Source organism: Chryseobacterium lathyri, assembly GCF_003290185.1.
Taxonomy (GTDB): domain Bacteria; phylum Bacteroidota; class Bacteroidia; order Flavobacteriales; family Weeksellaceae; genus Chryseobacterium; species Chryseobacterium lathyri.
Window position 1 is genome coordinate 136,645 of the sequence record NZ_QNFY01000014.1, and the last position, 15,867, is coordinate 152,511.

Annotated in this window: 11 protein-coding genes; 10 read left to right on the forward strand and 1 reads right to left on the reverse strand. The window is 33.8% G+C overall.

The annotated features are described in order from the left end of the window. The 10 genes from DRF61_RS18785 to pelA all read left to right on the forward strand — a co-directional run bounded on the left by DRF61_RS18785 (position 1) and on the right by pelA (position 14,469). Complete coding sequence (locus tag DRF61_RS18785) at positions 1-1,101, forward strand: hypothetical protein (protein WP_111959902.1); 1,101 nt, start codon at positions 1-3, stop codon at positions 1,099-1,101. A gap of 6 nt (positions 1,102-1,107) precedes the next feature. Then, positions 1,108-2,019: a hypothetical protein gene (locus DRF61_RS18790; RefSeq protein WP_111959904.1), complete on the forward strand. Its 912-nt coding sequence runs from the start codon at positions 1,108-1,110 to the stop codon at positions 2,017-2,019. Between the two features lie 30 nt (positions 2,020-2,049). Next, on the forward strand, positions 2,050-3,198 hold the full coding sequence (locus DRF61_RS18795; protein ID WP_111959906.1) for a cysteine desulfurase family protein: 1,149 nt from the start codon (positions 2,050-2,052) through the stop codon (positions 3,196-3,198). Continuing rightward, a complete protein-coding gene (locus DRF61_RS18800; protein ID WP_111959908.1) occupies positions 3,191-5,425 on the forward strand; it encodes a DEAD/DEAH box helicase family protein in 2,235 nt (744 codons plus the stop codon). Before DRF61_RS18795 ends, DRF61_RS18800 begins: the two co-directional genes overlap by 8 nt. A 10-nt stretch (positions 5,426-5,435) precedes the next feature. After that, positions 5,436-5,651, forward strand: a complete 216-nt coding sequence (locus DRF61_RS18805; protein WP_146896922.1) for a hypothetical protein — start codon at positions 5,436-5,438, stop codon at positions 5,649-5,651. Beyond that, complete coding sequence (locus DRF61_RS18810; RefSeq protein ID WP_111959916.1) at positions 5,648-7,786, forward strand: AAA family ATPase; 2,139 nt, start codon at positions 5,648-5,650, stop codon at positions 7,784-7,786. Before DRF61_RS18805 ends, DRF61_RS18810 begins: the two co-directional genes overlap by 4 nt. A gap of 2 nt (positions 7,787-7,788) precedes the next feature. Then, the gene (locus tag DRF61_RS18815; protein WP_111959918.1) at positions 7,789-8,355 is read left to right on the forward strand and encodes a glycoside hydrolase family 15; all 567 of its coding nucleotides are present in this window, start codon (positions 7,789-7,791) and stop codon (positions 8,353-8,355) included. A 683-nt stretch (positions 8,356-9,038) separates the two neighbouring features. Further along, complete coding sequence (locus DRF61_RS18820) at positions 9,039-12,044, forward strand: LamG-like jellyroll fold domain-containing protein (protein WP_111959920.1); 3,006 nt, start codon at positions 9,039-9,041, stop codon at positions 12,042-12,044. A gap of 221 nt (positions 12,045-12,265) precedes the next feature. Next, the gene (locus DRF61_RS18825) at positions 12,266-13,447 is read left to right on the forward strand and encodes a DUF4861 domain-containing protein (protein ID WP_111959922.1); all 1,182 of its coding nucleotides are present in this window, start codon (positions 12,266-12,268) and stop codon (positions 13,445-13,447) included. Further along, positions 13,447-14,469 carry a pectate lyase gene (gene pelA / locus DRF61_RS18830; protein ID WP_228452553.1) on the forward strand — a complete coding sequence of 341 codons (1,023 nt, stop codon included), beginning with the start codon at positions 13,447-13,449 and terminating at the stop codon, positions 14,467-14,469. The genes DRF61_RS18825 and pelA overlap by 1 nt, the downstream gene beginning before the upstream one ends. A gap of 199 nt (positions 14,470-14,668) precedes the next feature. On the opposite strand, the gene DRF61_RS18835 is transcribed toward pelA, so the two are convergent. Further along, positions 14,669-15,787, reverse strand: a complete 1,119-nt coding sequence (locus DRF61_RS18835) for a pectate lyase family protein (RefSeq protein WP_111959924.1) — start codon at positions 15,785-15,787, stop codon at positions 14,669-14,671. Positions 15,788-15,867: the final 80 nt, after the last annotated feature.

Genomic DNA, 15,867 nt, shown 5'->3' on the forward strand with positions numbered 1-15,867 from the left:
ATGGAAAAATTTAAATTAAAGACGAATCCATTTCGCTTAACCCCTGCAACTAATCCTGATGAATTGGTGTGGGCAGGTTTTAAAGACGTAAAAGAAAAATTTGAAAAGCGAATTGAACGAAGCATTCGTATTCCTAACTCTACTTTAGTTTTGAATTGGGGAGAATATGGAAGTGGTAAAACACACGCTGCAAGATTTTTCAATAAGAAAAATGTTTTACAGGCACTTGCAGATAAGGCAGGAAAACCCATTCCTTATTCAACTATTATATCATTACCAAAAGGGAGAGAGCCAATTTATAGTATTTACATCTCTATAATTGACAAACTCAACATTGAAGAATTAAGAACTACTTTTTCAGATATTACAGGAGATGTAGATATATATATTAATTCAATCGGTTCAAATCTTCACATTCAAAGTGTTTTAAAAGCTGTTTTCAATTCAGACATAAATCATTTAGATATAAAAAAGTATCTGTATGGAAATATGAATGCCACAGATTTAAAATCACTAAACTCGTATGGGATTTTACGTTCATTAAAAGACGATACAGATTACAGCTCAATTTTAGCAGGATTGTTTTCGTGTTTGACATATAACAAGTTAAAGTATTCCTGTGTAATAATTTGGATTGATGAATTTGAAGATATTGCAGTATTGAACAATTCAAATATTGATAAAACAAATAATTTTATTAGGGAAATTTTAGATAATGTACCAAACAATTTATTGTTGTTTTTGAATTTAACACAATCGGCATTAATATCCGTAGAAGATTTAGGTCAGTACGTGTATGAAAGTGTTAGGTCAAGAATAAAAGAGAGAATTAGTTTTGATTTCCCTAATGCTGATATATTTAAGGAATATTTACGAGAGTTAATAAGTGCTTTTAGAGAAGGAACTGATGATAATCCGTATTTCCCATTTGAAGAAAATGTTATAGATAGTTTAATTCAAGAGCAAGGAAGTGTTTCACTTCGACAATTCAACGAATCTTTATCTCTATTGCTTGAATTTTCAGATATGGACAACAAGTGTCCTATAAATAAAGATGTGTTTGAGGACTACAAACAAGATATTATTTGGCATAAAGACTGACATAGAATGAGTAATATTTGTTGTTTGTTAGATGCTTGTACTATAATTAACCTTATTCATATTGATGAGGAAGATTTTCTATTAAAAAAATTGGAAAAAGTAAATTATACATTGAATTCAGTTGTATTTGATGAAGTGAAAAAGAATGTATTTTTACCTTTAGAAAAAGGGAGGCTACAAAAATATTCTGATAAAAACACGATAGAAGAAAAGAGAAAATCTATTAATCAAGTATTAACTGTCTTTCAGGGTAAGAAAAATAACAATGAAGGTTTACTAAAAGATTTAGGTGTAGATTATTTTGAAAGGATTAAAAATGCGACTAAACATACTAAAAAACTAAATGGTGAGCTATATTCCTCAGCTTATGCTCTGTATTTAAGTAGAATAAATTCTGAAAAGATTTTCTTTTATACAGATGATTATCCTGCTAAAGAACAATTTTCCCCTTTTTTTGATTATCAACAAATTGGTCAAATAAAGGATTCTGTTGATTTGCTCATTTTACTCTATTGGTTGGATGATAGTTTTAATGAAAAGCAATTAGATGAAGCTTTAAGTAGTTTGTATTCACAATATGCAACAGAAGTTGTCACATTAAAAAAAGAACTCCAAGTTTTCTTCACGAATAAAGTTAATGCAACTTTTAGAAAAACTAGAAGGGAAATTGTTGAAAGACTAAATACATTAATAGAATGTCTTGACAAACTTGAATTTGAAGGAGTAGGGATATTATATTCATTTTTTGAAACGAATAAAGCTACTAAAGATATTTATAACATTCTGAAAAATTATAGTTCTGTCTTTGAATTGGAGAAAAAATCAAATACAGAAACGCTGCTTGATAAAATTTCAAACACACGAAAGGCTATAAAGGAAAATAAAATTTACAAATGGAACGACCTATTAAGCAATTAAGAATATCGTTCACAATGAAATATCAGAATAATGTTAAATACGAATAACATATCATACCTTGATTACAATGCCACCACTCCAATAGATCCGAGAGTATTGGATGTGATGCTCCCATTTCTAAAAGAAAACTTTGCCAATCCAAGTAGTACCCATCATTTTGGAATAATTATAAATGAGAGAATAAAATTGGCAAGAACACAAATTGCCGATCTAATTAGTGCAGATGAAAAAGAAATTATTTTCACGAGTGGTTCCACTGAAGCAATAAATATAGCAATAAAGGGTGTTTCAGAAAGCTACTTCAATAGAGGAAAACATATTGTAACTGTTTCAACAGAACATAAAGCAGTACTTGATACTTGTAAATACCTTGAAACTAAAGGCTATGAAATTACTTATTTGCCTGTTCAAAAAAGTGGATTAATTGATTTGGACGAGCTGAAAAAATCTCTGCGTTCAGATACTATTTTGGTTTCTGTAATGTATGTAAATAATGAAACTGGAATAATTCAACCGATAAAAGAAATTGCTTCTCTTGTTCATGATAGTGGGGCCTTATTTATGACAGATGCAACACAAGCAGTTGGGAAAATTAAGATTGATGTGGATAATTTAGGAATAGATATACTATGTTTAAGCGGGCATAAAATGTACGCACCTAAAGGAATTGGGGCTCTGTATATAAGAAAAGGAATTAACCTTCCCGCGTATACACACGGAGGCGGACATGAAAATGGTTTACGAAGTGGAACATTAAACGTTCCAAGTATTGTAGCTCTCGGCAAAGCTTGTGAGGTTGCAGAAGAAGAAATGGAGCAAGATGCTGAAAGAATTGTATTGTTACGAAAAGATTTAGAAAATGAATTGCTCAAAATTCCTGGTACATTCGTGAATGGAAGTACAGAAAGGAGAATTTATAATGTAAGTAATATTTGTTTCAAGGGACGTGATGCCACTGTTATGATAGGTAGGATGAAAAATGTAGCTGTTTCCAATGGTTCAGCCTGTACTTCTGCGGTGATTGAACCTTCACATGTTCTTACAGCAATGGGGTTGGACAATAATGATGCTTTTGCTTCACTTAGGTTTTCATTAGGAAAATTTAATACAGAAGAAGAAATAAAAACAGTGGTTAAAACGATTTCTGAATTAACTAAAACGACGTTAGGAGATGCTTAAAGATTGTGATTGGTCTGTAGATAGGGATTATAAGACAGGAACAGAAAATGAGCCTTTGCAATTTTATTTGGAAGGCTTAGCTAATAGTTCCGAATTTCATTTATTGCTAGGTTATTTCAGCTCAGCAGCTATCAATTTACTTTCTGTTGGTTTTGCAACATTTATTAGTAAAGGAGGAAAAATGCGAATGGTCATCAATCATTTGCTTTCCGAAAAAGACAAAGAAGCTTTAGAAAATGGACAAAGTTCTGATAATCTGAACAAAATGTTTGATTTGTCAGATGTAGTTTCTCTTGGCAAAGTGCTTGATGAATATGACACACATTTCTTCGAATGCTTGGCATATATGATTGCTGAAAAGCGAATTGAAATTAAGGTAATCAAACCCAAACACAATAGAGGAATTGCACATTATAAATCAGGTGTTTTCAATGATGGAGAAAACTCTGTAGGATATAAGGCTTCTTGTAACTTTACCTTATTTGGTTTATCAGAAAATTTGGAGGAGTTAGAAGCATTCTTAGGTTGGGAAGATGAGAGGTCAAATAAACTAATAAAAAAACAATTAAGAGTTATTGATGACTATTTTTCCGAAAAGGATGAAGATGTTGAGTATTTGTCAGCAAATGAAATAGAAGTTGCAATTAAAGATAAGTTTGGTAATAAAAGTGTTGATGAGTTAATTGTTCAGGAGGAACAACTATTTGAAAAGAAAAGAAGTCTCATTAAAAACCATAAGCTAAAACAAACTATTGTTAAGCTTTATGATGATATTGATAAAAACTCAAGAAATCCGAAATTTCCATATTCTGAAGGTCCAAGAGAGTATCAAAAAATTGCTTTTAATAATTGGAAAAATAATAATCAACAAGGATTGTTTGCAATGGCAACAGGTACAGGAAAAACAATCACTTCTTTGAATTGTTTACTTGAGATTTATAAAAAAACAGGTTATTATAAAGCCTTAATTCTTGTACCTACAATTACATTGGTTAACCAATGGGAAAATGAATGTAAAAAGTTCAATTTTATAAATATTGTAAAAGTTTGTTCAAAAAGTCGTTGGAGAAATGATTTTTCAGCTATTTTAACGAGGGAACGACTTTCTCCAACGGAACAGGTTTCATATATTGTAATTTCAACGTATGCTTCTTTTGCAAGAGATAATATTTTTACTGAATTAAACCAATTACCTGCAAAAACTTTATTAATTGCAGACGAATGCCACAATATGGGTTCGGGTACAATTTTGAAGCTTTTACCCAAAGTAAATTGCAAACGGAGAATTGGTCTTTCGGCAACACCTGAACGTCAATTTGATGATGAAGGGAACAAAAGACTATTTTTGTTTTTTAATAGTGAAAATGAATATACGTATGAGTATTCCATGGAGGAGGCCATAAATAAAGGAGTATTATGCCGTTACTATTATTATCCTCATATAGTTACCCTTACAGAATCTGAAATGAAAGATTATATGGAGTTATCACATAAAATATCAAAATTCTATAAAAGTGAATCTGATAGTTTCAGCAAAAATTCTATTTTAACAGCATTATTATTAGCGAGAAAGCGAATTATACATAAAGCATTTAATAAAATATCTATTTTTAATGATATTCTAAAGGAACAGTACGAAAAGAAAGGCAACTTAAAATATACATTGGTTTATGTTCCCGAAGGTAATGACCCGAACGAATATTTTGAAACAGATTATTTTTCAGAAAATGATGAAATTGAAAACGACTATGATGCAACCCACTTAATTGATGTCTTTACTGAAGCAGTAAGGGATATTGATAAACGAACAACAATTAAGCAATTTGTTTCAGGGACAAGTGATAAAGAATATATTTTAGAACAATTTGCAAATGGAGAAATTGACGTGCTTACTTCAATGAAATGCTTGGATGAGGGAGTTGATGTACCACGTTCTGAATTAGCTATTTTTTGTGCGAGTACTGGAAATCCTCGACAATTTGTACAACGTCGTGGTCGGATTCTTAGGAAACATCCGGATAAACAATTTGCATATATTCATGATTTAGTTGTAATTCCTGAAATCAACCCTAATAGTGAAAGTTACAAGATGGAAAGAAGTATGTTGAAAAAGGAGTTAGAGCGTGTTAACAATTTTGCTTTGCTTTCAGAAAATAGCTCTTATACGATTAATACACTTTTAGATATTATGAATTACTATAATTTAAATCTCTACAATAATGAATAATAAAGATAAAATGTTACAATTAGTACTTTCTGATGATAAACTAAGTTCATTTTATGAATTTAATGCTGAGGATTACCCTACAGTAGACGATGCTTTAAATTCTGAGAACCCGATCGTTGTAGCTGTAGCAAAAATTATTGAAGGAGTTGCAGGAAGCTCTGATAGAAGTATTTTTAAGGAAACTTACAATGAGGTAATTAACTATCTTAATCAAAATATCCTATGATTATAAAAGAAATCACAATAGAAAACTTTCGGAGCTATTATGGAGTTAATACAATTAAATTTAATGATGGATTAATGATTTTCATTGGAGATAATGGGGATGGTAAAACTACTTTTTTCGAGGCATTAGAATGGTTGTTTGATACTTCAAAACAAAATCTGGATTTACGTCTTATCTCTGAAAAAAAGATATCTGAGTTACCGGAATTTGAAAGTGATGTTCTGCGTGTATCAATGACTTTCGAGCATGATGGAGAGAAAATTGTAGAAAAATCATTTTCGTTTTCTAAAGATGCTAACAACGAAATAAAGACAGGTGATTTTCAATTCAAAGGTTTTGAAAATGAGGGCGCTGAAAGAATTCCAATTCAAGGAGGAAGATTATTGGACCGTTGTTTTGAAGCAGCTATACGCAAATACTGTCTTTTTAAAGGAGAAGAAAATCTTAATGTCTTCAATAATCCTGATGCTTTAAATTATCTAATTGAAACTTTTTCAAATATCAGACAATTTGAGCCTTATTATAATGGAGAGGATGACACGTCTGGTTTTACTGATTATGCTGAATATCAATCTCGAAAAGCGTTTGAAAAAGCGATGAAATCAGATAAACAAAACTCTCAACAAGAAAAGGATCTAAGTTCAAAGCTAGATTTGTTAAGAAAAGACTTAAGTGATATACGCCAAAGGTTAAAAAGTAATAGAGAAAATGCAACCAATTACTCAACGAAGCTCAATGAAATTGAAAATAGTAAAGAAGCGAGTGAGTTACTAAAAGCTATTAATGAACGACTAAAATCATTACGAGATAAAAAGGCTCAAACAGAAAAGCATATCAATGAAGAATATTCTATAAAACTTCTTGATGATATGTGGATTCTCGGAGGATTTTCTTCTATTTTTGAAGAATTTCAACAAAAAGTGTCTCTATTCAGTAGAGAGAAAAGGAAGCTTGAACGTGAGGAAGATAAACTGAAAGGTAAACAAGAATTAGCCAAAGAAATAGCTGAGGGTATTATTCCTTTATCGCCTAATATTCCTGATAAAATCTCTATGCAAGAGATGATTAAAGATGAGTTTTGCAAGGTGTGTGGTCGTGAAGCGAAAGAAGGAACGGATGCTTACGATTTTATGGTTAATAAACTTAATGACTTAATTAAGAGTCAACAACCAATTGAAAAGGAAACTGAAAAACAACTTTTTCCAAATAGTTTTTTACGAGAATTAGAGCAAAAAAGTAGTAATTTAGAATATAATCAAGCAGAAATAAACAATTTAATTAACATAATTAGAGATACTATTGAATTTAATGAAGCAAGAAAGACTGATGCTAATAAAATTCAGGAAAGTATTGATATAGAGGAAGAAAATAAAAAGAAATTATTAGCTCAAAATGATGGGTTAACAGAAGAACAACTACAAAACGCTTATGAAAATATCAAAAATTGGTGGGATTATAAAGGTCAAGCAGAGAAACAAGTTGTAATCCTTGAAAAGGAAGAAAGTGAAAAGCAAAAAGAATTAGAAAAATATCAAGAAGAATATAATAATTTGGCTAAGGGGTCTGTGGCTGATACCTATCGAAAAATTCACAGTGCATTGGATAAAATCAAAAATGCTTTCAAAAATGCAAAAGAAAAAAACACACAAGATTTTCTTTTTCAATTAGAAGATAAGGCTAATCAATATCTTGAAAGACTTAATATAGATGGATTTTATGGAATAATTAAAATAATTAAATCAGCAGATGGTGCTGCCAGAATTGCTTTGCAAGATAGAAATGACACATTTATATCAAGTCCAAATCAAGCTCTTAAAACAACAATGTATATGTCTGTATTATTTGCTGTATCTGACCTGACGGCGTTGAAACGAGATAATGACTATCCACTTATTTTTGACGCTCCTACCAGCTCGTTTTCTCCACAAAAAGAAAGTGATTTTTTCAAGGTTATTTCTGATATTAATAAACAATGCATAATATTTACAAAAAGCTTTTTAACAGAAAGTGGGATGTTAGACAATAATAAAATTGATGTTCAAAATTGTACAATTTATCGAATGGAAAAACAACGTCCTTTCAGCAATTTAGATTTGTCAACAATTCAAACTAAATTAACTTTAATAAAAGAGTAATTATGGCAAAAGATACTTTATATGATGTATGGGGAAGACGGAATCCGCAATTTGAAACCCATTTCGAAGAAACACTTTTACGACAATTTACTGAATATGGAGGAGGATCTGTTGAGTCAATGTCAAGTAAAGGGAAAATTTTTGGTGCCGGATATGAGCTTTATATTTATGCTTTTTTTATTGGGTTGTATGCAAATAAACGAAAAGAATTATCTGGAGAAACAAAAGGTCTTGGGCAGCCTATTCAGTTTTGGGGAAATTTAGATTCTAAGAAACTTAGAAAAGCGTATCCAAAATTAAGGGAATATATCTTTTCAGCTTTACTTGCAAAAACCAATGATTTAGATTTAATTGCTCTTGAAAAAGGAGAAATAACAGAGCGGAAAGCTATTGATTATCTAATTGATACGATGGAACAATATGCTAATTATGGTTTTTACAAAATAGAAGAAAAGTTAAATGAAAATCCTAATTATTTTTATAAAAATACAGGATTTTTAGATATGGTTTTAGATCTTATCCGTAATACTAATGAAAAAAATGAGTCACAAATTATTGAAGATCTGTAAATGACTATCTTATAAATTTATATTGAAATTGAAAAGCGTGTATGATTACTGAATTTTAAGATTTGATATACTGATGTTTACGTTTTTTTTGAAAGGAAAAGAAAAAATTATATCTTTGCCCTAATTAAAAACAAACGCTCTTAATCTTGAAAAAGTGACCTATTCGGTGACCTATAAAATAAGAGAACAGCATAAAGCCGATAGAGAGGGCTTTTCTTAAAAAGATACAAGTCCGTCTCTCTCCGCAAGTTGGGGAACCAAATAAAATCAAAAACCTTTAAATCTTAGTATTTAAAGGTTTTTTTGTTGTTTTGAGTGATTAAAATATATCAAAGAAACACCAATCGAAAGTGAGTAATTTTTACACATAATTCGAAATATATATTGTTTCTCAGGCTCCACTTCATGATATCAGAACTTATGGTTGTATTGAAGCTCTCCTGTGAAATCCTAAGCAGTAAAACAAGGTTCCTTTATTGCAGTTTCCAGAAAAAAACATTTTATTGTGCTATAAGGTTTCACCTTCAAATAATTTTAGCAGGTCTGTCTTATTGCAATAGTATAGATCAGTTATTTTTTTAACCGGATTTTTTTGTAATTATTTGATATAGAGATCGACAGGACGGAGCAGGATACTTGATATTAGTTTTGTGAATAGATTAGTTAACACAAAATTGATATTTATGAAAAATAAACCTTTACTATTTAAACGAACTCTTAAATCTTTATTATTTTGTGGATTAGCATTATCTGCTATAGATTTAAGTGCCCAAACATTGGCATTTCCGGAAGCTACTGGTTTTGGCAGATATACTGTGGGAGCAAGAGGTGCCGCAAATCCTCAGATTTATCTGGTTACCAATTTAAATGACAGCGGCCCGGGCTCATTCCGTGATGCGGTGAGTCAGCCGGGTCGGTTTGTTATATTTAAAGTGGGAGGTATTGTTAATTTGCAATCGGTTGTTGCTGTGGCAGCTAATACCACAATTGCCGGGCAAACTGCTCCTGGAGAAGGGATCTTATTTTTGGGACCCAGGGTATCATTCACGGGAGCCAATAACACGATTGCCCGATATCTTCGTATTCGTTATGGCGGAACATCTCAAAACCAGGACGCATCAGGAATAGCCAACGGAGCAAATATCATCTTAGATCATATGACTTTTACTTGGGGTACAGACGAAGTATTTTCAGTTAACTGGGATAATAACGGCACAAGCCCCGATAATATAACGATTCAGAATTCTATTATAGGACAAGGAATGCACCGCCATAATCATTCGGCGGGAGGATTAATGCAACCCCCGCCGGGAGGGAAGATCAGTTTAATCGGAAATTTATATATCTGTAATAAAACCCGTAATAATAAAATAAAAGGAATCAACGAGTTTGTCAATAATGTGGTTTACAACTGGGGTAATTATGGAAATATTTATGGGCACACCCAATCTGGGGAGGCATACATCATGGGAGGTGATTCGGCGGGAAGCTCTTTTGCCAATATCATCAACAATTATTTTATCGGAGGCCCAAATACAAGCAATACGGTTACTACACCTTTCAGCGTAGGAAATGCGAATTTCAATTTATACGGTTCCGGAAATTATTTCGACAACAATAAAAACGGAGTATTGGATGGGGTTGGAGTTCCTCAAAACTTAACGGGATATCCTGTCGGTGATCCGGCAGCAATAATGGCTAACCCATATGATTATCCGATGAAAACCCCTGCATTAACCGCTCAGGAGGCATACGATAAAATTGTTACAGGTGTAGGAGCATCCTATCCAAGACGTGATCAGGTAGATGGCTTAATGATTTCAGATTTAATGTCGAAAGGAACAACAGCTACTTATGTTTATGTACAAACTGATTTAGCAACTCAATTTGGTTTCACTAATGGCGGCGCAGGACACGTTTATGGTGCTCCGGCGCCTTTAGATACGGATAATGACGGTATGCCGGACGCATGGGAAACAGCTAATGGGCTGAATCCAAATGTATTCGATGCTTTGACTGTAAGCACAACACATGCTCCGTATCTGAATATTGAGGTTTATATTAACAGTTTACCCAATACAACTCCTCCGGATTTCATTATTCCGCCAACAAATGTGAATTTCACCAATTCAGTCACAACTACAGGAGCTTCACCTTCAAGTTCTTTAACAGTTAATTGGAATGATAATGCTACGAATGAAACTAATTATGTTGTAGAACGTTCTACCAATGGTACTAATTTTACAGTCATTGCAACATTGGGAGCGAATGCAACAAGTTATAATGAAGTCGGTTTAACGCCTGATACTCAGTACTATTATAGAGTTAAAGCAACGAATGCGTCAGAATCTTCAGTTTACACATCAAATACGTCAGTAACCACGCCGCCAGTCCCATCGGCTCCCACAAAAGCAATTAACCCGATTCCCGCAACTGGTAATAATAACGTTGAGTTGAACAGTGGAAATCTGCTTTTAAAATGGAATGGTAGTTCAAATACAACAACATATTCAGTTTATTTTGGAACAGATCCTTTAAATTTAAGTAATGTTGCTACTGTACCTTATTCTGCTACACCATCATATCAGCTTACTAATTTAAATCCGGCAACAAATTACTATTGGAGAATTGATGCTGCTAATGCCCTTGGTATTACTGCAGGAGATGTATGGACTTTCCGTGCATTGGCACCCGGTCTTGTCGGAAACTGGCCATTCGCTGAGGCTCCTTTCGCAGGTGCTCAAATTGCAGACGTAACATCTTTTGCCAATCATGGAATATTAGATACAGCCTATGATAATGCCAATGTAAGAGTTCCAGGAAAAGAAAACAACGCCCTTGATCTGGCAACTTCATCTGGTAATATCTACATAGCCAGTATTCCTCATCAGAATCATATTTTATTTGATAATCATTCTTTTACTGTTTCTTTTTGGATGAAAGCTCCAACAAGCATGGTCCCAACGTCTTCGTCTACAAGCCTTTATGTATTGTGCAAAGGTTCTTTCACTAAAAATACAGCAACAGGAGCTACAGGGAAACGTTTTAATGTAGAAATCAAAGGAGGTCTGCTGCGATATGCTATTGATGATGACGTTACAAAAAAGGAAATCACATCACCTATTGTCAATTATTTTACTGATAACTGGGTGCATGTTGTGATTCAGAGAGATATTGCTGCACATAAAATGAGAATTTACACCAATGGTACTTTAAGCACTGAAGGAGACGAAGGTACGGTGACAGGTATCGGTGAAGCAAGTGATTTGATCATCGGGAATATTGGTGAGCTTGAGTTTTTATCAACCGCCAACGCTCCGGCTCCTTATAAAGGCGCATTTGATGAGCTTAAGATGTTCAACTATGCATTATCTTCAGCGGAGGTATATGCTTTGTACAATCAGGCAGTATTGGGGAATGATGAATTCAGTATCAGCAAAAATGTTGGAACAGTATATCCAAATCCTGCAAAAGACCAGATTTCTATTAAGCTTCCCGAATATAAAAAAAACAGTTTAACAATGACAGTTATTGATCTGACAGGGAAGATTGTTGTCAAAGAAAAAATTAATGCTGATGGAAACGGAATATTTAAATTAAATATTGTAAACAAAACAACCTCAGGGAATTATATACTCAATGTTTCAGGCGAAAATCTGAATAGTAATTTTAAAATTATTATTAAATAAAAATTACCAAAGTTTAATTTCATACATTTTAAAAAGAAGTCCTTTCAAACCATTTGAAAGGACTTTTATATTGTAAATATTTTTTTTAACCATACAATTATCGTTAAAGAAATTATTTCGGATATTTTCTAAATCAACCTTTTATATTTAAAAATTAGATTTTTTTACATTCATAAGAAAGTTATCATTATTTTTGATTTTTACAATTCAATTGAATAATTATGTTTAGAACAAAATTTTTAATTTCCGGATGCATTTGTGCAATCGTTTGCATTAATCCTTTTCTGAAGGCACAAAATTCTATTCATGTAAAAAATACATTGAATTTTTCAAGAAATGAAGTGGTTTCGGTACCCATTTCTCAATTAACTTCTTTTTTAAGCACGAACAGCGAATCTGATCTCAGAATAAAGGATAGCAGTAAAAAGATTTTACCCATTCAATGGATAGATTATAACGGGGACGGAAAAAGTGACGAACTCCTTTTTCAGGCAAATATTGAAGCAAAAAAAACAAATATTTATACCCTTATTGCAGATGCTAAAATTCCAATTCCTGAAAGCAAAATTTCAGCGTATTCAAGATTGGTTCCCGAAAGAGTAGACGATTATGCCTGGGAAAATGATAAAATAGCATTCCGTGTCTATGGCCCGAAAGGTCAGAAAGAAGCCCTGGCAGGGATAAAAGGAAGTACACTTTCCAGCGGTGTTGATATCTGGTTAAAAAGAACCGATAAACCCGTGATCAACAAATGGTATAAAGGCTACCTGACTGATCCTTTGTATTATCACAAAGACACAAGAGGCGAGGGCTATGATCCTTACCATGTTGGAGATAGCCGCGGAACGGGTGGAATCGGAATTTGGCTGAATGAAAAGCTTCAGGTATCACAAAATTTCGTGAGTTCCAAAACCATTGCGGATGGCCCTTTAAGAACGGTTTTTGAATTAACTTACAATTCGTGGAGTGACTTCGGAGTAAAAGAAACAAAACGGATTTCTCTTGATCTGGGCTCAAATTTTTCAAAGTTTGAATCCAATTTTCAGGCTGAAAAGCAGGTTCCAAATTACACAATCGGAATTACCCTGCATAAAAACGAAGGCGAAACAAAACTGAACGACGAAAACGGATATTATCTCCACTGGGAAAAAATTGACGATGCTTTTGTAGGGGAAGGAGTGGTTGTAGATCCTAAAATTGTTGAAAGATCTGTTGCTTTTAAATCCGAAACTGCGGATCAGAGTAACCTGTTAGTTGTGACAAAACCTCAAAATAATCTGACTTATTACGCCGGATTTGCGTGGCAGAAAAGCGGACAGATTCAGACACAAAAAGACTGGGAAATTTTATTGCAAAAACAGTCTCAGATTATTGCCAACCCATTAATTGTTAAAGTTAAATAATGATGAAATTAAAACTTTCAATAGCTGTCTTTTCCTTAACAACAGCCATTTTTTCTGCCCAGGTCAAAGATACTTTAGCCGAAAAAATGTTAGTATACCAACTTCCAATTGGAGGTTGGGGCAAACAGCTCAGCGATAAATCTGTAGTGAGCTATAGCGCACCCATTGACAAAAATTTATTAAAAAAAATAAAATCAACCGGGGATGATCACGCTACCATTGATAATAATGCCACTTCAAAGGAAATTAACACCTTAATAAAAGCCTACAAAACCACAAAAAATCCTGAATATTTGAAATCTGCCGAAAAAGGAATTCAATATCTTCTTTTAATGCAGTACAAAAACGGTGGTTTTCCTCAATATTACCCGAATTCGGCGATTTACAGAAAGCAAGTCACTTACAATGACGATGCGATGATCAATGCTTTAACGGTCTTATATAATGTGGCGGAAGGGAAAAATGATTTTGAGGTTGTTGATTCTAAACTAAAAGAAAAATCAAAAATAGCCATCCAAAAAGGAATCGGATGTATCTTAAAAACTCAGGTTTTGCAAAAAGGAATTCCCACAATCTGGGCAGATCAATACAACGAAATTACTCTTCAACCAGATAAAGCGCGGGCTTTTGAGCCTATTTCTCTGGCAACCGGTGAATCTGTAGGAATTGTGAGATTTTTGATGCTGCAGCCTGTCACCCCCGAAATTGAAAAGTCAATAAAATCTGCTGTAAACTGGTTTAAACAAAATAAAATTGAAGGATACAGCTACAACGTTTCAAAGGTAAACGGAAAAGCAATCAGAACGTTGGCTGAAGATAAAAATTCGGTGATCTGGGCAAGATTTTATGATATCAATAATAACAAGCCTCTTTTTGGCGACCGTGACGGAAGCGTAAAATACAACTACAACGAAGTTTCTGAAGAAAGAAGAAACGGCTACAGCTGGTTTGGAGATTCTGCAGATAAACTGATCAATAAAGAGTTTCCGAAGTGGGCTGAGAAGAATAAGGTGGCACTGTAGGCAGCACTCCGGAAACCTGAAAACTAGCGAGTTCAGAGAGTAGGAAAAAGCTTCTGATACAAGAAAGAAAATTAGAAGATAGATTTTTGATATTTACAGAATTGAGAAGGAGAGATTGTTGCGTCATTACGTTCCTCACAATAGCAAAAAAGACTGAGAATTTCTCAGTCTTTTTTGTTTTCGCAATTAGTATTTAATCCTATAAAGAGTTGCAGATATTTCCACTTAAAGTTGCTCCGGCATTTGCTGTCACATCAGATTTTACTGAAGATAGAGATAAAGTTGGAATTGTATAAGGAGGAATAAAAGCTGTTCCGCTTCCTGCCGTATTTCCGGTAACATTCGTAAATGTGTTGTTTGAAGTAACGGTAACGGCCGTATATCCGCTCATTAAATTAATAGGCTCTTTTACATTTTCAAACACGTTTCCGTCTACACGAATATTCGCCTGAACGCCTGCAGCAATACATTTATTGCTCACAGAGCTGTTGAAATAGCTGTTAACGATATGGATTTTTCCAAATCTCACTCTCGGCATGCGCTCTCTGCAGCCCGGAGCCCACCAGCAGCGAACGAATGTTACATTCAGTTTTCCGGCGTCTGCTGTTGAAGTGTCACTTGAACCAATAAGATTTGAAAATCTGTGATCATCGGTTCCACCCGAACCGCCGGCTTTTGGCGGCTTTAAATAGTGAAATTTTGTGTAGGAAACCGTGATAAAATCGGACTTGTTTTTAATGTCAAAATTTCCGTCAACGCCGTCTCTAAACTCACAGTGATCGATCCATACATTCCGGCAATCGTCTAAAATAGCATTATCCCAACCGTCTGTATCGTAAGCTCCCGGACCTTCGAAAATCAGATTTCGGATGACGATATTGTTACATCTTTTAATATTGATAATTCCCGAACCGTCTTTTGTCTGATCTGTTGAAACCAATTTAGCGTCGCTCGTTCCGTAGATTGTTTTTCCGGTTTGATCCTGAAATGATAAACGGGCAGTAACCGTGATTGTTCCGGTTACTTTGATAACTTTTACGGCAGTGTTTTCGATAGCTGCTTTTAATTGGGCGTAGGTTGTAACCGTAGTTTCGGCTGCGGTCCCGCCACCGGTTGTTCCGCCGTTTTGGGAAGCCCATCCCGGAGCGAGACAATCAGCCAAAGGGACAATCGCGTTTGCTGCAAGAATGCTTTTCATAGCAAGGTCGTTTGGATTTTCCGTTAAATCTGTTTTGATGTCTTCCTGTCCGCAGCCCGTCAGGATAAAAGCCGAACTTAGGGCTGCTGTCAGGAAGATAACCTTAAATGTTGTTTTCATAGTAATTTGTTGTTATTTGATTGAATTATAAAATTATATATTTAGTGTTAATATGTTTTATATTTTAATATATTAATATT

What these genes read in the sequence shown, in the direction of transcription:
- DRF61_RS18820 (WP_111959920.1), top strand. Translation starts at nt 9,039, where the DNA reads ATGAAAAATAAACCTTTACTATTTAAACGAACTCTTAAATCTTTATTA.
- DRF61_RS18825 (WP_111959922.1), top strand. Translation starts at nt 12,266, where the DNA reads ATGTTTAGAACAAAATTTTTAATTTCCGGATGCATTTGTGCAATCGTT.
- DRF61_RS18790 (WP_111959904.1), top strand. Translation starts at nt 1,108, where the DNA reads ATGAGTAATATTTGTTGTTTGTTAGATGCTTGTACTATAATTAACCTT.
- DRF61_RS18815 (WP_111959918.1), top strand. Translation starts at nt 7,789, where the DNA reads ATGGCAAAAGATACTTTATATGATGTATGGGGAAGACGGAATCCGCAA.
- DRF61_RS18810 (WP_111959916.1), top strand. Translation starts at nt 5,648, where the DNA reads ATGATTATAAAAGAAATCACAATAGAAAACTTTCGGAGCTATTATGGA.
- DRF61_RS18785 (WP_111959902.1), top strand. Translation starts at nt 1, where the DNA reads ATGGAAAAATTTAAATTAAAGACGAATCCATTTCGCTTAACCCCTGCA.
- DRF61_RS18795 (WP_111959906.1), top strand. Translation starts at nt 2,050, where the DNA reads ATGTTAAATACGAATAACATATCATACCTTGATTACAATGCCACCACT.
- DRF61_RS18835 (WP_111959924.1), bottom strand. Translation starts at nt 15,787, where the DNA reads ATGAAAACAACATTTAAGGTTATCTTCCTGACAGCAGCCCTAAGTTCG.
- DRF61_RS18805 (WP_146896922.1), top strand. Translation starts at nt 5,436, where the DNA reads ATGTTACAATTAGTACTTTCTGATGATAAACTAAGTTCATTTTATGAA.
- DRF61_RS18800 (WP_111959908.1), top strand. Translation starts at nt 3,191, where the DNA reads ATGCTTAAAGATTGTGATTGGTCTGTAGATAGGGATTATAAGACAGGA.
- pelA (WP_228452553.1), top strand. Translation starts at nt 13,447, where the DNA reads ATGATGAAATTAAAACTTTCAATAGCTGTCTTTTCCTTAACAACAGCC.